Annotated in this window: 18 protein-coding genes; 13 read left to right on the top strand and 5 right to left on the bottom strand. The window is 65.1% G+C overall.

Going from position 1 to position 19,270, the window contains the following annotated elements; all coding sequences use genetic code 11:
• The first annotated feature begins 2 nt into the window (after positions 1-2).
• The 9 genes from P9239_RS06805 (at position 3) to pyrF (ending at position 8,997) form a co-directional block, all read left to right on the top strand.
• Positions 3-680: a 2-dehydro-3-deoxy-6-phosphogalactonate aldolase gene (locus tag P9239_RS06805; RefSeq protein WP_309749761.1), complete on the top strand. Its 678-nt coding sequence runs from the start codon at positions 3-5 to the stop codon at positions 678-680.
• Positions 677-1,456, top strand: a complete 780-nt coding sequence (locus tag P9239_RS06810; protein WP_309749762.1) for an SDR family oxidoreductase — start codon at positions 677-679, stop codon at positions 1,454-1,456. The genes P9239_RS06805 and P9239_RS06810 overlap by 4 nt, the downstream gene beginning before the upstream one ends.
• A gap of 130 nt (positions 1,457-1,586) precedes the next feature.
• The gene (locus tag P9239_RS06815) at positions 1,587-2,594 is read left to right on the top strand and encodes an arabinose ABC transporter substrate-binding protein (RefSeq protein WP_175945084.1); all 1,008 of its coding nucleotides are present in this window, start codon (positions 1,587-1,589) and stop codon (positions 2,592-2,594) included.
• A 58-nt stretch (positions 2,595-2,652) separates the two neighbouring features.
• The gene (gene araG / locus P9239_RS06820; protein ID WP_309749763.1) at positions 2,653-4,167 is read left to right on the top strand and encodes an L-arabinose ABC transporter ATP-binding protein AraG; all 1,515 of its coding nucleotides are present in this window, start codon (positions 2,653-2,655) and stop codon (positions 4,165-4,167) included.
• Between the two features lie 29 nt (positions 4,168-4,196).
• On the top strand, positions 4,197-5,213 hold the full coding sequence (gene araH, locus P9239_RS06825) for an L-arabinose ABC transporter permease AraH (protein WP_309749764.1): 1,017 nt from the start codon (positions 4,197-4,199) through the stop codon (positions 5,211-5,213).
• A 16-nt stretch (positions 5,214-5,229) separates the two neighbouring features.
• Positions 5,230-6,018, top strand: coding sequence for an SDR family oxidoreductase (locus P9239_RS06830; protein WP_309749765.1), 789 nt, complete (start codon positions 5,230-5,232; stop codon positions 6,016-6,018).
• Positions 6,009-6,920, top strand: coding sequence for an SMP-30/gluconolactonase/LRE family protein (locus tag P9239_RS06835; protein ID WP_309749766.1), 912 nt, complete (start codon positions 6,009-6,011; stop codon positions 6,918-6,920). The genes P9239_RS06830 and P9239_RS06835 overlap by 10 nt, the downstream gene beginning before the upstream one ends.
• A gap of 92 nt (positions 6,921-7,012) precedes the next feature.
• Positions 7,013-8,119 (top strand): aldose 1-epimerase, encoded by a 1,107-nt coding sequence (locus tag P9239_RS06840; RefSeq protein ID WP_309749768.1) that lies wholly within the window; start codon positions 7,013-7,015, stop codon positions 8,117-8,119.
• Positions 8,120-8,184: 65 nt separating this feature from the next.
• Positions 8,185-8,997: an orotidine-5'-phosphate decarboxylase gene (pyrF, locus tag P9239_RS06845; RefSeq protein ID WP_309749769.1), complete on the top strand. Its 813-nt coding sequence runs from the start codon at positions 8,185-8,187 to the stop codon at positions 8,995-8,997.
• Between the two features lie 400 nt (positions 8,998-9,397).
• Here the strand turns inward: pyrF and P9239_RS06850 are convergent, their stop codons facing one another.
• Genes P9239_RS06850 through thiL form a run of 3 tightly spaced genes read right to left on the bottom strand, consistent with a single transcriptional unit; the run spans position 9,398 to position 11,454 of the window.
• Positions 9,398-9,898, bottom strand: coding sequence for a CinA family protein (locus tag P9239_RS06850; protein WP_309749770.1), 501 nt, complete (start codon positions 9,896-9,898; stop codon positions 9,398-9,400).
• Between the two features lie 31 nt (positions 9,899-9,929).
• Positions 9,930-10,475 carry a phosphatidylglycerophosphatase A gene (locus P9239_RS06855; protein ID WP_309749771.1) on the bottom strand — a complete coding sequence of 182 codons (546 nt, stop codon included), beginning with the start codon at positions 10,473-10,475 and terminating at the stop codon, positions 9,930-9,932.
• Positions 10,465-11,454, bottom strand: coding sequence for a thiamine-phosphate kinase (gene thiL / locus P9239_RS06860; RefSeq protein ID WP_309749772.1), 990 nt, complete (start codon positions 11,452-11,454; stop codon positions 10,465-10,467). Before thiL ends, P9239_RS06855 begins: the two co-directional genes overlap by 11 nt.
• Before the next feature lie 251 nt (positions 11,455-11,705).
• On the opposite strand from thiL, the gene P9239_RS06865 reads away from it, so the two are divergent.
• The 3 genes from P9239_RS06865 (at position 11,706) to P9239_RS06875 (ending at position 15,504) form a co-directional block, all read left to right on the top strand.
• Entirely contained in the window at positions 11,706-14,000 is a 2,295-nt protein-coding gene (locus tag P9239_RS06865) for an NADP-dependent malic enzyme (RefSeq protein WP_309749773.1), read from the top strand.
• A 421-nt stretch (positions 14,001-14,421) separates the two neighbouring features.
• Complete coding sequence (locus P9239_RS06870) at positions 14,422-14,913, top strand: ribonuclease (protein ID WP_309749774.1); 492 nt, start codon at positions 14,422-14,424, stop codon at positions 14,911-14,913.
• A 15-nt stretch (positions 14,914-14,928) separates the two neighbouring features.
• Positions 14,929-15,504, top strand: a complete 576-nt coding sequence (locus P9239_RS06875; RefSeq protein WP_309749775.1) for a barstar family protein — start codon at positions 14,929-14,931, stop codon at positions 15,502-15,504.
• A 77-nt stretch (positions 15,505-15,581) separates the two neighbouring features.
• Here the strand turns inward: P9239_RS06875 and P9239_RS06880 are convergent, their stop codons facing one another.
• Together P9239_RS06880 and P9239_RS06885 are read right to left on the bottom strand one after the other, a co-directional pair.
• Positions 15,582-16,319, bottom strand: coding sequence for a 16S rRNA (uracil(1498)-N(3))-methyltransferase (locus P9239_RS06880; protein WP_309749776.1), 738 nt, complete (start codon positions 16,317-16,319; stop codon positions 15,582-15,584).
• 48 nt (positions 16,320-16,367) lie between these two features.
• Positions 16,368-16,781: a glyoxalase/bleomycin resistance/extradiol dioxygenase family protein gene (locus P9239_RS06885; RefSeq protein WP_309749777.1), complete on the bottom strand. Its 414-nt coding sequence runs from the start codon at positions 16,779-16,781 to the stop codon at positions 16,368-16,370.
• Between the two features lie 399 nt (positions 16,782-17,180).
• Between P9239_RS06885 and tkt the strand changes: the two genes are divergently transcribed.
• Positions 17,181-19,232, top strand: coding sequence for a transketolase (gene tkt / locus P9239_RS06890; RefSeq protein ID WP_309749778.1), 2,052 nt, complete (start codon positions 17,181-17,183; stop codon positions 19,230-19,232).
• The last annotated feature ends 38 nt before the right edge of the window (positions 19,233-19,270 follow it).

Here is a 19,270-nt window from a genome sequence, read left to right on the forward strand (position 1 = left end):
CGATGCAACCTCACATCAATCTGCCCGGGCCGTTCGAGATGCACGCCGGTCTCGCGAAGGCGTTCGCCCAGTGTCCGCTGATCGCGATTCTGCGCGGCGTCACGCCCGCCGATGCCGCCGAGCACGGCCGCGCGCTCTACGAAGCGGGCTTTCGCATCGTCGAGGTGCCGCTGAATTCGCCGCAGCCGTTCGACAGCATCGCGGCCATCCGCCAGGCGCTGCCGGACGACGCCATCGTCGGGGCGGGCACCGTGCTGCATCCGAGCTACGTGGACAACGTGAAGGATGCGGGCGGCGAACTGATCGTGATGCCGCATAGCGACGGCGACGTCGTGCGCGCCGCGAAAGCGCACGGGCTCGCGTGCGCACCGGGCGTCGCCACGCCGAACGAGGGTTTTCTCGCGCTGAAGAACGGCGCGGACGTGCTCAAAATGTTCCCCGCCGAGCAACTCGGCCCGACGGTCGTGAAGGCGTGGCGCGCGGTCATCGCGAAAGAGGTGCCGCTCGTGCCGGTCGGCGGCATTGCGCCGGACAACATGGGGCCGTTTCTGACGGCGGGCGCGAACGGCTTCGGCTTGGGCTCGGCGCTGTACAAGCCGGGACAGAGCGTGAGTGTGACGGCCGAGCACGCGAAGGCGTACATCGAAGGGCTCGCCACCGCGAAGGGCGGAAAGCGATGAACCGGCTCGCCGGCAAGGTCGCGATGGTCACGGGCGCGGGCCGCGGCATCGGCGCGGCGATCGCGCTGGCGTTCGCGCGCGAAGGCGCGGCGGTGGTGCTCGCGGAACTGGACATCGAGACAGCGCGCGAGACGGCTGCGCGCATTGCCGACGAAACGCAGTCCGAGCGCGTCGTCGCTGTACAGACGGACGTGACGCAAAGCGCGTCGGTGAAAGACGCTGTCGCGCAAACGGAAGCGAGGTTCGGCGCGCTAGACGTGCTCGTGAACAACGCCGGCATCAACGTGTTCTGCGACCCGCTCACCATGACCGACGACGACTGGCGGCGCTGCTTCGCCGTCGATCTCGACGGCGTATGGAACGGCTGCCGCGCGGTGCTGCCGGGCATGGTGGAACGCGGCCGGGGCAGCATCGTGAATATCGCCTCGACGCACAGCTTCAAGATTATTCCCGGCTGCTTCCCGTATCCGGTCGCGAAGCACGGCGTGATCGGGCTGACGCGCGCGCTTGGCATCGAGTACGCGCCGAACAACGTGCGCGTGAATGCCATCGCGCCGGGTTACATCGAAACGCAACTGACGCTCGACTGGTGGAACGCGCAGTCCGACCCGGCCGCCGCGCGTCAGGCGACGCTCGATCTCCAGCCGATGAAGCGCATCGGCAAGCCGCAGGAAGTCGCCATGACGGCGGTGTTTCTGGCATCGGACGAAGCGCCGTTCATCAACGCGAGTTGCATCACCGTGGATGGCGGGCGTAGCGCGCTGTATCACGACTGAAGACGCACGTATCGAAGAAATGACGCACTGGCCGCGGTGCGGCATCCACGCAGAAAGACACGCGGCCACACGCTTTCCACCGCCCGCACGCGGGTATTTTGAGACAACGGAAAAAGTCGGGAGACAAAAGATGAAACGCAGACTGTTCCTCACGCTGATCGCCGCCGCCACGGCAACGAGCGCCACGATGATCGCGGCCCCCGTCGCGCAGGCCGCCGACGATGTCAAGATCGGCTTTCTCGTGAAGCAGCCGGAAGAGCCGTGGTTCCAGGACGAATGGAAATTCGCCGAGACCGCCGCCAAGGAGAAGGGCTTCACGCTCGTGAAGATCGGCGCGCCGTCGGGCGAAAAGGTGATGAGCGCCATCGACAACCTCGCCGCGCAGAAGGCGCAGGGTTTCATCATCTGCACGCCGGACGTGAAGCTCGGGCCGGGCATCGTCGCGAAGGCGAAGGCCGACAAGCTGAAGATGATGACCGTGGATGACCGTCTCGTCGATGGCTCCGGCAAGCCGATCGAGTCGGTGCCGCACATGGGCATTTCGGCCTACAACATCGGCAAGCAAGTGGGCGACGGCATCGCCGCTGAGATCAAGAAGCGCGGCTGGGACATGAAGGATGTCGGCGCAATCGACGTCACTTACGAGCAGTTGCCGACCGCGCATGACCGCACGAGCGGCGCGACCGACGCGCTTCTCGCCGCCGGTTTCCCGAAGGCGAACATCATCGCCGCGCCACAAGCGAAGACCGACACGGAGAACGCGTTTAACGCAGCGAACATCGCGCTCACGAAGAACCCGCAGTTCAAGCACTGGGTCGCCTACGGCCTGAACGACGAAGCCGTGCTCGGCGCGGTGCGTGCGGCGGAAGGCCGCGGCTTCAAGGCGGACAACATGATCGGCATCGGCATTGGCGGATCGGATTCGGCGCTCAACGAGTTCAAGAAGCCGAACCCGACGGGCTTCTACGGCACGGTCATCATCAGCCCGAAGCGCCACGGCGAAGAGACGTCCGAACTGATGTACGCGTGGATCAAGGACGGCAAGGCGCCGCCGCCGCTCACGCTCACGACGGGGATGCTCGCCACGCGTGAGAACGTGTCGTCGGTGCGTCAGCAAATGGGCCTGGCGTCGAACTAAATCCATCGAAGCACGCGGGCCGCATGACAGCGCGGCCCGCGCAGAACAAGGAGGCGATGTGTCAGCGACGCTGCGTTTTGACAATATCGGCAAGGTGTTTCCAGGCGTGCGCGCGCTCGACGGCGTGTCGTTCGACGTCAATGCCGGCGAGGTTCACGGTTTGATGGGCGAGAACGGCGCGGGCAAATCGACCTTGCTCAAGATTCTCGGCGGCGAGTATCAGCCTGATTCGGGGCGCGTGCTCATCGACGAGAAAGAAGTGCATTTCGGAAGCGCCGCGGCTTCCATTGCGTCGGGAATCGCGGTGATCCACCAGGAATTGCAGTACGTGCCGGACTTGACCGTCTCCGAGAACCTGCTGCTCGGCGCGCTGCCGAACCGGCTCGGCTGGGTGGACAAGCGCGCGGCGAAAAAACACGTGCGCGAGCGGCTCGCGGCGATGGGCGTCGATCTCGATCCCAACGCGAAGCTGCGCAAGCTCTCCATCGCGCAGCGGCAGATGGTGGAAATCTGCAAGGCGCTCTTGCGCAACGCGCGCGTGATCGCGCTGGACGAACCGACTTCGTCGCTCTCGCACCGCGAAACGGAAGTGCTGTTCAAGCTCGTGCGCGATCTGAAAGCGGACAAGCGCGCGCTCATCTATATCTCGCACCGCATGGACGAGATTTACGAGCTTTGCGACGCCTGCACCATTTTCCGCGACGGCCGCAAGATCGCGTCGCATACGCGCCTCGCGGAAGTGCCGCGCGACACGCTCGTGCAAGAGATGGTCGGCCGCGAAATCTCGGATATCTATAACTATCGTCCGCGCAAACTGGGCGACGTGCGCTTCGCGGTGCAGAACGTGCAGGGCGAGGCGCTTTCCGCGCCGGTGAGCTTTCAGGTTCGGCGTGGCGAGATTGTCGGCTTCTTCGGGTTGGTCGGCGCGGGGCGCAGTGAACTCATGCACCTCGTCTACGGCGCGGACAAGAAGAAGGAAGGCACGATCCAGCTCGACGGCCAGCCGATCAAGATTCGCAGCACCGGCGAAGCGATTCGCCACGGCATCGTGCTGTGCCCGGAGGATCGCAAGGAAGAGGGCATCGTCGCGATGGCGACGGTCGCGGAGAACATCAATATCTCGTGCCGCCGTCACTATCTGCGCGCGGGGCTCTTTCTCGACCGCAAGAAGGAAGCGGAAACGGCGGACCGCTTCATCCAGCTTCTGAAGATCAAGACGCCGAGCCGCCGGCAGCGCATCCGCTTTCTGTCGGGCGGCAATCAGCAGAAGGCGATTCTCTCGCGCTGGCTCGCGGAGCCGGATCTCAAGGTCGTGATTCTCGACGAACCGACGCGCGGCATCGACGTCGGCGCGAAGCACGAAATCTACAACGTCATCTATCAGCTGGCGGAGCGTGGCTGCGCGATCGTGATGATCTCGTCGGAACTGCCGGAAGTGCTGGGCGTGTCCGACCGCATCGTCGTGATGCGGCAGGGGCGCGTCGCGGGCGAGTTGCCGCGCGGACAGGCGAACGAACAGACGGTGCTGAGTCTCGCGCTGCCGCAATCCGAGACGGTCGCAGAGGCCGCTTGAAAGACCTAAGGGGACTACAGGAAGAAATCATGGAAGCCAGAGAAAACATCGTGGGACAGGCGAGTGAGACGGTCGCGAACGCGCTGATCCCGCAGAGAAGCGACAAGCAGAAGTGGTGGCAGCAGATCACGGAATACAGCCTGATCGTGATCTTCATCGTGATGTTCGTCACGATGTCGCTGACCGTCGATCACTTCTTCTCCATCGAGAACATGCTCGGCCTCGCGCTGTCGATCTCGCAGATCGGCATGGTCGCCTGCACGATGATGTTCTGCCTCGCCTCGCGCGACTTCGACTTGTCGGTGGGTTCGACCATCGCGTTCGCCGGCGTGCTCTGCGCGATGGTGCTGAACGCGACGAACAACACGTTTATCGCGATCATCGCGGCAGTGGCGGCAGGCTCGGTGATCGGCTTCGTGAACGGCGCGGTGATCGCGTATCTGCGCATCAACGCGCTGATCACCACGCTCGCGACCATGGAAATCGTGCGCGGGCTCGGCTTTATCGTGTCGCACGGGCAGGCGGTGGGCGTGTCGTCGGATACGTTCATCGAAATGGGCAGCCTGACCATGCTCGGGATTTCCCTGCCGATCTGGGTCACGCTCGCGTGTTTCATCGTGTTCGGCGTGCTGCTGAATCAGACGGTTTATGGCCGCAATACGCTTGCTATCGGCGGCAATCCTGAGGCGTCGCGGCTAGCGGGCATCAACGTCGAACGCACGCGCGTGTGGATTTTTCTCGTGCAAGGCGCGGTGACGGCCCTTGCAGGCGTTATCCTTGCATCGCGTATCACCTCGGGACAGCCGAATGCGGCGGAAGGCTTCGAACTGAACGTGATTTCGGCGTGCGTGCTCGGCGGCGTCTCGCTGCTCGGCGGCCGCGCGACGATTTCCGGCGTGGTGATCGGCGTGCTCATCATGGGCACGGTCGAGAACGTGATGAACCTGATGAACATCGACGCGTTCTATCAGTACCTCGTGCGCGGCGCGATTCTGCTCGCCGCCGTGTTGCTGGACCAATTGAAGAATCGCGGATCGCGCGACTGAAAGGACGGCGAAATATATGACATCCATCGACAAGACCCTCGCGCGCTACCCGAGCCTCGCGGGAAAGACCGTGCTCATTACGGGCGGCGCAACCGGCATCGGCGCGGCGTTCGTCGAGCATTTCTTCGATCAGGGCGCGAAAGTGGCCTTCTTCGATATCGACACCGAAGCCGGCGAGGCGCTGGCTGACCGGCTCGGCGCGGACCTGGGCGCCGACCGCACGCGGCCGATGTTCCTGCGCGTCGATCTCACGGACATCGACGCATTGCGCCAAGGCATAGCGGATGTGCGCGGCGCGCTCGGCCCGATCGGCGTGCTCGTGAACAACGCGGCCAACGACAAGCGTCATACCATTCAGGAAGTCACGCCCGAATCGTTCGATTGGGGCATCGCGGTGAACATCCGGCACCAGTTCTTCGCGGCGCAGGCGGTCGTCGACGACATGAAGCAGCTTGGCGGCGGCTCGATCATCAATCTCGGCTCCGTCAGCTGGATGCTGAAGAACCCGAATCTGCCGGTGTACGTGACGGCGAAGTCGGCGGTGCAGGGCCTGACGCGCGGTCTCGCACGCGATCTCGGCAAGTTCGGCATTCGCGCGAACTCGCTCGTGCCCGGCTGGGTGATGACCGAGAAGCAGAAGCGCCTATGGCTCGACGAGGCGGGCAAGCTCGCGATCAAGCAGGGACAGTGCATCGACGCCGAAGTGCTGCCCGAGCATCTCGCCCGCGCCGCGCTCTTTCTGGCATCGGACGACAGCAGCATGATGACGGCGCAGGAGATCATCATCGACGGAGGATGGGTCTGATGAACCAAAGCGGCGCAAGCGAAGCAACCGAGGCACGCCTTCTGATCGACAGCCGGTGCGCGCTCGGCGAGGGCGCCACGTGGTGCGCCGCGAGCGGGCGCTTCTACTGGACAGACATCGAAGGCAAGCGTTTCCTGCGCTACGATCCGCGCGACGGCTCGACCGAAGCCTTCGACATGCCGGAGCGCCTGGCGTGCTTCGCGCTCTGCGCCGATCCGGATTTCGTGCTGCTCGGCCTTGCGTCGCGGCTCGCGTTCTTCCAGTTCTCGACGGGCAACATCCAGACGATCACGGAAGTCGAAGCCGGCCTGCCGACGCGCCTGAACGACGGCCGCTGCGACCGCGAAGGGCGCTTCGTGTTCGGCACGAAGCACGACGTGGACGACGCACAGCCGCTCGGCGCTTACTATCGGCTGAACGCGGATTTGTCGCTGGAGCGCCTGCCGCTCGGCAATTGCGCGATCAACAACAGCACTGCGTTCAGTCCGGACGGCGCGACGCTCTACTACTGCGATACGCCGACACGGCATATCCGCGTCTGCGATTACCCGAGCCTCGCGAACGACCGCGTGTTCGTCGAATTGACGGACGATACCGGCGCGCCCGACGGCTCCACGGTCGATGCCGAAGGCGGCCTGTGGAATGCGCAGTGGGGCGGGCGGCGCGTGGTGCGCTATGCGCCCGACGGCCGCGAGACGGCGCGCATCGAAGTGCCGAGCGCGCAGCCGAGTTGCGTCGCGTTCGGCGGGGCGTCGCTCGATACGCTCTTCGTGACGACGGCGCGCATCGGCTTGAGCGATGACGCGCTCAAGACTGACGCCCACGCAGGCGGCATCTTCACCGCGCAGCCCGGCGTGCGCGGCATCGCGGAGCCGGTTTTCGCGGGCAAGCCGCGAGCATAAGAACCGAGGCGGCGCGCGATCCGACGCGCCGCCCGTCCAGCCCCCGGCCGCGCCCGCGCCGGGTTTCTTCGCCTCTCGATGGAGCACAGGTCATGACGGTTGCGCGCAATGAGCACAGGGTGAAGCCGCCATCCGCGTCGACGGCGCAGGCGAACGCGCGCCGCTCGCGGCTCGCCGCCGCCGCAGAACCGCCCATCCGGCCGGGACCGAGCACGGCGGTCGTCGCAATCGGCGGTGCTGCCGTCGAAGGCTGCATCACGCTTGCGAACGCGCATCTGAGGCTGGACGTCGCGCCGGCACTGGGCGGCGGCGTCACGCGTTTCGACTGGCGTCACGAAGGCGCGCTCGTGCCCATCTTCCGGCCGTGCGCCGAACCCGGCCCGGACACCGATCCGAACCAGCTCGCGTGTTATCCGCTCTTGCCGTATTCGAACCGCATCGGCAACGGGCATTTTCGATTCTCCGGACGCGCCATCGACGTGCCGCGCAATCGCCCGGATGAGCCGCTGCCGCTGCACGGCGACGGCTGGCTCGGCGCATGGACCGTGGAAGAAGAGGATGCCACGCACGTGCGTCTGACGTTCGAGCGCAGCGACGGCAAGCCGTACTCGTTTCGTGCGACGCAGACGTATGCGCTCGAAGAAGCGACGCTCGTCGTCACGCTCGATGTGCAGAACACGGGCGACGAGGCGCTGCCTTTCGGCCTCGGCCTGCATCCGTTCCTGATGCGCGAAGCCGACACCGAGCTTTCCGCGGCGGCGGGCGGCCTGTGGCTCTGCGGCGACGACTGGCTTCCCGTGCGACACGTCCCCGCGCCGCCCGCGTGGCAGTTCGGCGTCGCGTATCCGATGCCATCCGAAATGGTGAACAACGCGTTCACCGGTTGGAGCGGACGCACGAGCGTGCTCTGGCCCAAGCGCCGACTTTCTTTGACGATTGCCGCCGACACCGATTACTACGTGCTGTACGCGCCGCCCGGCGAGGACTTCTTCTGCTTCGAGCCGGTCGATCATCCGATCAACGCGGTGAACCTGCCGGGCGGCGGCGAGGCGAACGGCATGACCGTGCTCGCGCCCGGCGAGCGGCTCTCGCGCGAGTTTCGCTTCACCGTCGAGCGCACCGGGGACGCCGCGCGTCGCGCCCGGCCGCGCACGCGTGCGGGATCGAAGGCGCGCGCCCGCGCGGCCCTTTCGCGCTGAACGCGCAAGGAGGCCGATGCCGCGCACGTTAAAATGCGTGGCATCCATTTCCGCCGATTTTTCCCATGTCTTTCATCCAGTCGCTCAACGCCGCGTGGTCGCGCACGCAATCGCTTCTGTGCGTCGGCCTCGATCCCGAGCCGTCGAAGTTTCCGGGCGCGCTCGCGGGCCGCCCCGACGCGATCTTCGAATTCTGCAAGACCATCGTCGATGCCACCGCGCCGTACACGTCGTCGTTCAAGCCGCAGATCGCATACTTTGCCGCGTATCGCGCGGAAGATCAGCTCGAAGCCCTGATCGCGCATATTCACGAAAAGCACGCGGGCGTGCCGGTCATTCTCGATGCGAAGCGCGGCGATATCGGCAGCACGGCCGAGCAGTACGCGAAGGAAGCGTTCGAGCGTTACAAGGCGGACGCGGTGACGGTGAATCCGTACATGGGCTTCGATTCCATCGAGCCGTATCTCGCGCATGAGGGCAAGGGCGTGATCGTGCTGTGCCGCACGTCGAACGCGGGCGGCTCCGATCTGCAATTTCTGACGACGGACGGCAAGCCGCTGTATCAGGTCGTCGCGAAGCTCGCCGCCGAGAAGTGGAACGCGAGCGGGCAACTGGGGCTGGTCGTCGGCGCGACGTTTCCGAAGGAAATCGAAGCGGTGCGCGGCATCGTGGGCGACATGCCGCTGCTGATTCCGGGCATCGGCGCGCAAGGTGGCGACGTCGAAGCGACGGTGCGCGCGGGCCGCACGGCGAACGGCACGGGTATGCTGATCAACTCGTCGCGCGCCATCATCTACGCCGGCAAGGGCGACGACTACGCGAACGCGGCGGCGGAAGCCGCGAAGAAGACGCGCGATACGATCAACGCGTATCGGTGAGGCGCGGACGGGTTCATCGCTCGCGGTCGCTTAGCCCGCCGCGCAGATTTTCGCAGCGTTCGGCGGTGTCGATGATGTGCGCGGCGCGGGATGGCCGCTCGCGCTGATTTAGATGGTCGAGGAGCGTTGAGCGGGCGTGTGCCGCGACCGCTAATGCGCGCGGCGCGGGTCCATCACTCGCGCTGATGCAGGGAGTCGAGTTATTTCGCAGCGCCTGAGTGACCGCGATGCGCTCAGCGCGAGTTCACCGCTCGCGCTATTCCAAAGACTCCAGCAGCTTTCGTAGCGTTTCGGCGGAGACCGCTTATTTGCGGCGCGGGCTTATCGCTCGCGCTGATTCGGAGAGTCCAGCCGCTCTCGCAGCGACTGCGCCGCGACCGCTCAACCGCACGGCGCAAACTCACCGCTCCCGCTGTTCCAAGAACTCCAACAGCTTCCTCAACGCGTGCGCCGCAGCCTGCGTGCGCACCTGTTCGCGGTCGCCCTTGAAGTGCTGCGTCTCAAACGCGGTATGCAGCCGATTGCTCCACGCGAAGCAGACCGTGCCGACCGGCTTCGCTTCGCTGCCGCCCGCAGGACCGGCCACGCCCGTGATCGAGACCGAAACCTGCGCGCGGCTGTTGCGCAGCGCGCCTTCGGCCATGGCTTTCGCGACCGGTTCGCTCACCGCGCCGTGCTGCTCGATCAACGCGGCAGGCACGCCGATCATCTCCGTTTTTGCCAAATTCGAATACGTGACGAAGCCGCGCTCGAACCACGCGCTGCTGCCCGAGATATCCGTGATCGCGGCCGCGACCATGCCGCCCGTGCACGATTCGGCGGTGGCCAGCATCAGCCGTTCGTCGCGCAGCTTGTTGCCGACGCGGATGGCAAGTTGATGGACGACGGTATCGGTTGGCATGGCGGTGTCTCGCAGACGAAGGGATGAAACGTCAGACGGTCATGCGCCACAGCGCAATCACGAGCAGGCTGAAAAATGCGGCGACGAGGTCATCGAACATGATGCCGAAGCCGCCTTTCAGATGGCGGTCGAAATAGCGGATCGGCGGCGGCTTCACCATGTCGAAGAAGCGGAACACGATGAACGCCCACAACTGCCCGGTGAACGTCGCGGGCGTGACGACCAGCAGCACGAGCCAGAACGCGACGATCTCGTCCCACACGACCGGCGACGGATCCGCGACGCCCATCTTTTTCGCGGTGAAGCCGCAAAACCAGCATCCCGCGATGAAGCCGACGGCGAGCAACACGCCCCATTCCGCCACGGTCAGATGCCGGTTGAGCGGCACGAACGACGCCCACGCGAAGAGCGTGCCGACCGTGCCGGGCGCAATGGGCGACAGACCGCTGCCGAAGCCGAGCGACAGAATATGCAGCGGATGCGTCAGCATGAAACGCGCGCTCGCCTTGCGCGGTTTGGCGGGATTGGGAGAACGCGGCGGCGCGGATTCGCTCGCGGCGGTGGGGTCAGTCTGCATGAAAGTGGTCGAAGCCTTGCAACGTCAGGGAAAGCGGCGCGCCCGAGTCGTCGCGCCAGGCGATGGCGGGCGCGCCCGCGGAGTCGATTGTACCGATGCGAGTGAGCGGCACGCCCACGCGCTCGCCGATGCGCGCCACCGTATCGCGCGCCTCTTTCGGCGCCGTGAAGCAAAGCTCGTAGTCGTCGCCGCCCGCGAGCGTGCACTGGCGGCGCGCGGACGCGGGCATCGCGCGCACGGCTGTCGAACAGGGCACGGCGTCGGCATCGACGGTTGCACGGACGCCCGAGCGTGTGAGGATATGCATGAGGTCGCCCGCGAGGCCGTCGGAAATATCGAGCGCCGCGTGCGCGATGCCGGCGAGCGCAAGTCCGAGCGTCACGCGCGGCTCCGGGCGTTCGAGCGCGCGCTTCCATGCCGACGCGCTCACTTCGTCCGGCGCGCGCCATTCGTCGCGCAAAACGCCCAGGCCCGCGCGGGCATCGCCGAGCACGCCGGACACGTAGATGTCGTCGCCGGGTTTCGCTGCATCGCGCCGCAGCGCCGCGCCGTGTGCCACATCACCGAATACGGTGATGCAGATGTTGAGCGGCCCGCTTGTCGTGTCGCCGCCGATGAGCGCGCAGTCGAAGCGTTCGGCCAGCGCGAGCATGCCGTCGCTGAACGCGGCGAGCCACGCTTCGTCGGCGCGCGGCAAGGCGAGCGCGAGCGTGAACGCGTGCGGCTTCGCGCCCATCGCGGCGAGGTCCGACAGATTCACGGCGAGCGCCTTGTGGCCGAGCGCGTGGGGATCGACGTCGGGAAAGAAGTGACGGCCTGCGACGAGCATGTCGGTCGAGATCGCGAGTTGATGGCCGGCGGGCGGCGCGATCAGCGCGCAGTCGTCGCCGATGCCGAGCGGCGCGTCGCCTTGTCTCGGCGAGGGCGCTTTCGCGCGGCGGGCGAAGTATCGATCGATCAGGGAGAACTCGGAAAGCATCGTCGGGGAAGTCGCTTATTTGTGCAGTGCAAGAGAAAGACGGCGCGGCAACGAATGCGCCTTCAAGCGCCGCCGCACGTCTCGAAAAAACGGAATGATGTGCCGAAAGCCTTGCCCAGCCGGACGATCAGGCATTCTCCGGTCACGGCACTTGCAGCCGAATTGCATAGACTGCGCGCGAAAGCGGGGCTTGATTGGCGCTACAATGCGTTCGAAGTTCCATTCTAATTCCCGCACTGCTAGCCCGCCTTATGACGACTCCCGCCAATACGAAGTTGCGCGAAGCCGCGCTCGATTATCACGAGTTTCCGACGCCCGGCAAAATCGCGATCGCCCCGACCAAGCAGATGATCAACCAGCGCGATCTCGCGCTGGCGTACTCGCCGGGTGTGGCGTTCGCGTGCGAAGCGATCGTCGAAGATCCGCTGAACGCCGCGCGATTCACGGCGCGCAGCAATCTCGTCGGTGTGGTGTCGAACGGCACGGCTGTGCTCGGGCTCGGCAACATCGGGCCGCTCGCCTCCAAGCCGGTCATGGAAGGCAAGGCGGTGCTCTTCAAGAAGTTCGCGGGCATCGACGTGTTCGACATCGAGCTGAACGAAAGCGACCCGCATAAGCTCGTCGATGTGATCGCCGCGCTGGAGCCGACTTTCGGCGGCATCAATCTGGAAGACATCAAGGCGCCGGACTGCTTCATCGTCGAGCGCGAGGCGCGCAAGCGCATGAAGATTCCCGTGTTCCACGACGACCAGCACGGCACGGCCATCGTCGTCGCGGCCGCCATCACGAACGGGCTGAAGGTGGTCGGCAAGGATATCGCTGAAGTGAAGCTCGTCGCATCCGGCGCGGGCGCGGCGGCGCTCGCGTGTCTCGATCTGCTCGTCGATCTCGGCATGAAGCTCGAGAACATCTTCGTGACGGATCTGGCGGGAGTGGTCTACAAGGGCCGCGTCGAACTCATGGACCCGGACAAGGAACGCTTCGCCCGCGAAACCAGCGCGCGCACGCTCGCCGAAGTGATCGAAGGCGCGGACGTGTTTCTCGGCCTCTCGGCGGGCGGCGTCCTGAAGCAGGACATGGTGAAGGGCATGGCCGCGAAGCCGCTGATTCTCGCGCTCGCCAATCCGACGCCGGAAATCCTGCCGGAGCTCGCGCTGGAAGTGCGTCCGGACGCGGTGCTCGCCACCGGCCGCACGGACTACCCGAATCAGGTCAACAACGTGCTGTGCTTTCCGTTCATCTTCCGTGGCGCGCTGGATGCCGGCGCGACGACGATCACGAAGGAAATGGAAATTGCCGCGGTGAACGCGATCGCCGAACTCGCGCGTCAGGAGCAGAGCGATATCGTCGCGACGGCGTATGGCATTCAGGACTTGTCGTTCGGGCCGGAGTATCTGATTCCGAAGCCGTTCGATCCGCGTCTCATCGTGAAGATCGCGCCTGCTGTGGCGAAAGCCGCGATGGAGTGCGGCGTGGCGACGCGTCCGATTGAAGACATGGACGCCTACGAGCAGCACTTGCAGCAGTTCGTCTACCACAGCGGCACGACGATGAAGCCCGTGTTCCAGCTCGCGCGCAGCGTGGAGCCGGAGAAAAAGCGCATCGTGTTCGCGGAAGGCGAGGAAGAGCGCGTGCTGCGCGCCGTGCAGATCGCCGTCGACGAGAAGATCGCGAAGCCCATTCTCATCGGCCGTCCGGCGGTCATTCAGCAGCGCATCACGAAGTTCGGCCTGCGCCTCACGCCGGGCGTCGATTTCACCGTGGTCGACACCGACCACGACGAGCGTTATCGCGACTTCTGGCAGACCTATTACGCGATGATGGCGCGCAAGGGCATCAGCCAGCAAATGGCGAAGCTGGAAATGCGCCGCCGCACCACGCTGATCGGCTCCATGCTCGTCAAGAAAGGCGAAGCCGACGGCATGATCTGCGGCACGGTGAGCACGACGCATCGTCACCTGCACTTCATCGATCAGGTGATCGGCAAGAAGGACGGCTGCAACGTCTACGCCGCGATGAACGCGCTCGTGCTGCCGGGCCGCCAGATTTTCATCGTCGATACGCACGTGAATGTCGACCCGACGCCCGAGCAACTCGCCGAGATTACGATTCTCGCGGCGGAAGAAGTGAAGCGCTTCGGCATCATGCCGAAGATCGCGTTGCTGTCGCATTCGAACTTCGGCACGAGCAACGCGCCGACCGCGCAGAAGATGCGCGACGTGCTCGCCATCCTGAAAGAGCGCGCGCCCGATCTCGACGTGGACGGCGAGATGCACGGCGACGTGGCGCTGGATGCACGGTTGCGCCGCGAAGTGCTCCCAGAATCGACGCTGGAAGGCGACGCGAATCTTCTGATCCTGCCGAACATCGACGCGGCGAATATCTCGTACAACTTGCTCAAGACGGCGGCGGGCAACAACATCGCTATCGGGCCGATTCTGCTCGGCGCGGCCAAGCCCGTGCACGTGCTGACGGCATCGGCGACGGTGCGGCGCATCGTCAACATGACGGCGTTGCTGGTGGCGGACGCATCGGCGGCGCGCTGATCGTATCGCTCACGCCTTGGCTCTGACGCGGCGGGTTCATCCCGCCGCGTTTTTTTTCGCGCGAAAAAAAAGCGTGCCGCGAACGCGGCACGCCGGGGCATGAGCAAGGGGGAAGTTGCTGTTCCCAAAAGCGCAGGGCGTCCGACATGGAGCGCATGTCGTGAAACTGACGACAAGTGAGGCGGCTTGTCCAAAGGTTTCAAGTTCCCAGCGCACTCATTATTATCTTGGATGGTTGAAAAATCACTCAGATTCAGGCTAGATATGGTTGCCTTTTCTCCGACAACTGACCGCAGGCCGATCGGAGTTGAGAAAAAATTTCCGAAATCCTGCCGAACGTTGCTTCGCTGTGGCATTAGCGATACCCTTACATCTTTCGGGGTTGTCGCATTTTTCGATTCATCGCGGGGACAATCGTTTCGTGAAGCGCGCAACGGCACTTGCCTGCATCGTCGCACTCGGCGCCTTCTTGGGCGGCTGCGGCAAGGACGATTCCCGAAGCGCGGCTGACACGGCAACGCGCGCCAAGCCGGCGGAACAGGCAATCGCGGTCGAGCCGGCGAAGATTCAGCCGGACGCCAGCCGGTCGTCGGCAGTCCAGACCCGGCAAGCGCGCAACGACGACTTCTCAACCGTGGCCGTTGCGCAATTGCCGAGGCAGGCGGTCGAGACACTGCGGTTGATCCAGGCGGGCGGGCCTTTCCCTTACGAGAAAGACGGCGTCGTGTTCGGCAACCGCGAACGCTTGCTGCCACGGCGCACGCGCGGCTATTACCACGAATACACAGTCCCCACGCCCCGAGCGCGGGATCGCGGCGCGCGCCGGATCGTGTGCGGCGGCCCCAAGCGGCAGATCGAGGATTGTTACTACTCGGACGACCACTACGCCAGTTTTAAACGCATTGCGGGATAACGAGGGATGAACGGCATGAGCGACAACATCTACGCGCACGACAACGGCGTCGCGGGTGATTTTTTCGCAACCGGCGACGGCAACTTGTTCCAGCGAGTACTGCGGCTACGCATGACAGAACACGACAACAGACCCGATGACGAGCCGAATCATTCGAACGAGCATCCGACGGCGCATCCGCAGGACGAGTCGGAGTCTCTGTTCGCCACGGTGCGGCCGAACATCGTGCAGTCGATCCGCGCGTTCCGTGTGCAGGAACTCGCCGACGAGGCCAACCGGCTCGGTCAGCATTTTCTGTATGCGTATCTCGGCCAGGCGCAGAGCAAACAGGAAGTGCTCGAAACGATCGCGACCTCGTTCCTGTTTCCGAAGCACTTCGGCAAGAACTACGACGCGCTCTACGACTGCCTGACCGACCTCGTTCACCGCGCGGGTTCTCAGCCCGGCTTCGTGATCGTGCTGGAGCAGTTGCCGATTGCGCAGAAATTCGACAAGGAAGGGCGCGAGACGCTACTCGACGTGTTCCGCGACGCCGCCGAATTCTGGGCGGAGCGGCGCGTGGCTTTCCGCGTGTTTTATTCTTTCGTCTGAGTTTGTTCGATCGCGTCAGCCGTTAGCAAAACAGCCCGTCATCGGGCTGTTCGCATTTCAGGCGGCTGAAAGCCGATTCACCATCCGCCCCAGCGCGCGGCCAGCGCCGCGAGCACCGCGATTCCCGCCGTTTCCGTGCGCAGCACGCGCGGTCCGAGACCGAGCGCCGAGAAGCCCGCCGCTACAATCTCGCTTTCTTCTTTCGGCGAAAACCCGGCTTCCGGGCCGATCACCAGCGTGACGCGCCCGCGCGGCGCTTCGGCGGGCAACGCCGCGAAGGCGACTTCCGCGCGCGGCGAAAGCAGCAGCCGCAAATCGCCGTCGGCAGCGTCCGGCAACGTTGCGAGCCATGCCGCGAGGTCGCGCGGCGCGGCCACTTCCGGCACGCGGTTCCGTCCGCATTGCTCGCACGCCGCGCGCACGAGCGCCTGCCAGTGCGCCTGACGCCGCAACGCGCGTTCGCCCGCGAGCCGCACGACGCCGCGTTCCGCCGTCAACGGCACGATCTGCGCGACGCCCAGTTCCACCGTCTTCTCGATCAGCCAGTCCATCTTGTCGCCGCCCGCGACGCCCTGCGCGAGCGTCACGCGATACGGCGGCTCGGCTTCGCGCGCGCTATGCGCGTCGATGCGCGCGAGCGCCGCGCGTTTGCCGATCTCGACGAGCGCGCCGTGGTACTCGCCGCCCGTGCCGTTGAACAGCGTGATCGGGTCGCCGCTCTGGAGGCGCAGCACGTGAACGTGGCGCACGACCTCGTCGGGAAGAGCAAGAGTCTGGGCCGCCGCAAGCGGACCTTCAACGAAAAAACGTGGCATGGAGTCGATCACGGACGCACGGTCCGCGGATAGCGCCTTGCGGCGAGTTCAACGAAGATGGCGCGCAATGGCCCAGCGGTAGCCGTCCGGATCTTCGATCTGCGCGAAACGGTCGCCCCAGAACTGGTCCTGCGGCTCGATGAGCGGCTTTGCGCCGACGGCGAGCGCATGCGCGAAGGTGGCGTCGACATCGTCGACATACAAATAGAACGACTGCGGCGCCATCTGCCCCGCGCTCTTCGGCGTGCGCGCCTGCGATCCGTACGCGCCCTCCGGCGCGAACATCAGAATCAATTGCCCGCGATACGTCATCTCGACATGAATGATGGTGCCGTCGTCGTTCACGCTGTCACGTACCGCGAAGCCGAGCGCCTTCTCGTAGAACGCGATGCTCACGCGCGCATCGCGCACGGTGAGGTAGGGCGTCAACCAGGGGACGTCGGCGGGGCGAGGGTCAGTCATCGAAAGCACTCCTAGAAGCCTTTTGCTCGTACCAGTGAGGGGCATTTTGCCATGACGCGCGACCGGCCCGAGGCGGGAGGCCGCGTTAGAGCGCGGTAAACGGCTTCGCGCGGCTGCACGGAACATGCCCGCGAACGCCGGGAGCCGCACGTTCGGCGCCGTGTCGCACGCCTGTCAATCGGACCGGTCTGTTAGAATGACCGCCTCCCGATCCTCGTCGTTTCTCGTCGTTCCGGTACTGAAAACGCGGTGTGCCGCGGGTCCGGCGTCCGGTGCGAAGCACCGGCTACACGCAGCGGCAAGAAGCACCGTGGATCGTTTCAGCATTGCCTCAGAGCACTGCCTTAGAGCACTGACTCGACGCACTGCATCACGCTTCCGTAGCCGCCGACACCCGACATGACGATCCCGACTTCCAGCCCGACCGCCCTCATGGCCAACGCAATCCGCGCGCTCGCCATGGATGCCGTTCAACAAGCCAACTCCGGTCATCCCGGTATGCCCATGGGCATGGCGGAAATTGGCGTCGCGCTGTGGTCGCGCCATCTGAAGCACAATCCGTCGAATCCGCATTGGTTCGACCGCGATCGTTTCGTCTTGTCGAACGGTCACGGCTCCATGCTGCTGTACGCGCTTTTGCACCTCACCGGCTACGACCTGCCGATGAGCGAAATCAAGAACTTCCGCCAGTTGCATTCGAAGACGCCGGGCCATCCCGAAGTGGGCATCACGCCGGGCGTCGAGACGACCACCGGCCCGCTCGGTCAAGGCGTCGGCAACGCAGTGGGCATGGCGCTCGCCGAAGCGCTGCTCGCCGCCGAGTTCAACAAGGCCGATGCGAAGATCGTCGACCATTACACGTATGTGTTCTTGGGCGACGGCTGCCTGATGGAAGGCATCTCGCACGAAGCCTGTTCGCTCGCGGGCACGCTGAAGCTGAACAAGCTGATCGCGCTCTACGACGACAACGGCATTTCCATCGACGGTCACGTCGAGCACTGGTTCCACGACGACACGCCGAAACGCTTCGAAGCGTACGGCTGGAACGTGATCCGCGGCGTGGACGGCCACGACGTGAACGCCGTCGATGCCGCCATCGCGCAGGCGAAGCAATCCGACAAGCCGACGCTCATCTGCTGCCGCACGGTCATCGGCAAGGGCGCGCCGACGAAGGCGGGCGGCCACGACGCGCACGGCGCGCCGCTCGGCGGCGACGAGATCGCGGCCACGCGCGCGGCCATCGGCTGGCAATACGAGCCGTTCGTCATCCCGCAGGAAGTCTATGCAGCGTGGGACGCGAAGGAGCAGGGCGCGCGCGTGGAAGGCGAGTGGAACAAGGCGTTCGACGCCTATCGCGCGAAGTACGCTGAACAGGCCGCCGAATTCGCCCGCCGCATGAAGGGCGAGCTGCCCGCCGACTGGAAAGCCAGCGCCGCGAAGATCATCGAGGACGCGAACCAGCGCGCTGAAACCGTCGCGACGCGCAAGGCATCGCAACAGACCATCGAAGGACTCGCCGCCGCGCTGCCGGAACTGCTCGGCGGTTCCGCCGACCTGACCGGCTCCAATCTCACGAACTGGAAGGCGTCGAAAGCGGTGCGCGCCGCCGGCGACGCGGAGAACGCCAACGCGGGCCACGCGGGCATCCAGTGGGGCAACCACATCAATTACGGCGTGCGCGAATTCGGCATGAGCGCGGCCATCAACGGGATCGCGCTGCATGGCGGCTTCCGTCCGTTCGGCGGCACGTTCCTGACGTTCTCGGACTACAGCCGCAACGCGCTGCGCGTCGCCGCGTTGATGAAGTCGCGCTCCATCTTCGTGTTCACGCACGATTCCATCGGCCTCGGCGAAGACGGACCGACGCACCAGTCGGTCGAGCACGTGTCCAGCCTGCGCCTGATTCCGCAGTTGCAGACGTGGCGCCCGGCGGACACGGTCGAGACGGCCGTCGCGTGGACGCATGCCATCGAGCACGAAGGCCCGTCGACGCTCGTTTTCAGCCGCCAGAACTTGCAGTTCTCGCCGCGCAACGACATCCAGATCGCGAACATCGCGAAGGGCGGCTACGTGCTCGTCGACTGGAACGACGACATTCCCGCGCGCAAGATCATTCTGATCGCGACGGGCTCGGAAGTGCAGCTCGCCATGCAAGCCGTCGAGGCGCTCGCGAAGGAAGGCATCGGCGCACGCGTCGTCTCGATGCCCTGCACGAACCTCTTCGACAAGCAGGACGCCGAGTACCGCGAGCGCGTGTTGCCGAAGGGCGTGGCGCGCGTGGCGATCGAAGCGGGCGTGACGGATTTCTGGCGCAAGTACGTGGGCCTCGAAGGCGGCGTGGTCGGCATCGACACGTTCGGCGAGTCCGCGCCGGCCGGGGCGCTCTTCAAGCACTTCGGCTTCACGGTGGAGCACGTCGTCGAGACGGCGAAGGCCGTTCTGGCCGCGTAAGTGTCCGCGTGCAGCGAAGCAAGGTTTTTTAAGCCAAG

The organism is Caballeronia sp. LZ062, assembly GCF_031450785.1.
GTDB lineage: Bacteria > Pseudomonadota > Gammaproteobacteria > Burkholderiales > Burkholderiaceae > Caballeronia.

Excerpts from the sequence above, each read along its gene's own strand:
- pyrF (WP_309749769.1), top strand. The coding sequence starts at position 8,185 with ATGTCTTTCATCCAGTCGCTCAACGCCGCGTGGTCGCGCACGCAATCG.
- tkt (WP_309749778.1), top strand. The coding sequence starts at position 17,181 with ATGACGATCCCGACTTCCAGCCCGACCGCCCTCATGGCCAACGCAATC.
- P9239_RS06865 (WP_309749773.1), top strand. The coding sequence starts at position 11,706 with ATGACGACTCCCGCCAATACGAAGTTGCGCGAAGCCGCGCTCGATTAT.
- P9239_RS06815 (WP_175945084.1), top strand. The coding sequence starts at position 1,587 with ATGAAACGCAGACTGTTCCTCACGCTGATCGCCGCCGCCACGGCAACG.
- P9239_RS06840 (WP_309749768.1), top strand. The coding sequence starts at position 7,013 with ATGACGGTTGCGCGCAATGAGCACAGGGTGAAGCCGCCATCCGCGTCG.
- P9239_RS06885 (WP_309749777.1), bottom strand. The coding sequence starts at position 16,781 with ATGACTGACCCTCGCCCCGCCGACGTCCCCTGGTTGACGCCCTACCTC.
- araH (WP_309749764.1), top strand. The coding sequence starts at position 4,197 with ATGGAAGCCAGAGAAAACATCGTGGGACAGGCGAGTGAGACGGTCGCG.
- P9239_RS06850 (WP_309749770.1), bottom strand. The coding sequence starts at position 9,898 with ATGCCAACCGATACCGTCGTCCATCAACTTGCCATCCGCGTCGGCAAC.
- P9239_RS06875 (WP_309749775.1), top strand. The coding sequence starts at position 14,929 with ATGAGCGACAACATCTACGCGCACGACAACGGCGTCGCGGGTGATTTT.
- P9239_RS06880 (WP_309749776.1), bottom strand. The coding sequence starts at position 16,319 with ATGCCACGTTTTTTCGTTGAAGGTCCGCTTGCGGCGGCCCAGACTCTT.
- P9239_RS06810 (WP_309749762.1), top strand. The coding sequence starts at position 677 with ATGAACCGGCTCGCCGGCAAGGTCGCGATGGTCACGGGCGCGGGCCGC.
- P9239_RS06830 (WP_309749765.1), top strand. The coding sequence starts at position 5,230 with ATGACATCCATCGACAAGACCCTCGCGCGCTACCCGAGCCTCGCGGGA.
- P9239_RS06835 (WP_309749766.1), top strand. The coding sequence starts at position 6,009 with ATGGGTCTGATGAACCAAAGCGGCGCAAGCGAAGCAACCGAGGCACGC.
- thiL (WP_309749772.1), bottom strand. The coding sequence starts at position 11,454 with ATGCTTTCCGAGTTCTCCCTGATCGATCGATACTTCGCCCGCCGCGCG.
- P9239_RS06855 (WP_309749771.1), bottom strand. The coding sequence starts at position 10,475 with ATGCAGACTGACCCCACCGCCGCGAGCGAATCCGCGCCGCCGCGTTCT.
- P9239_RS06805 (WP_309749761.1), top strand. The coding sequence starts at position 3 with ATGCAACCTCACATCAATCTGCCCGGGCCGTTCGAGATGCACGCCGGT.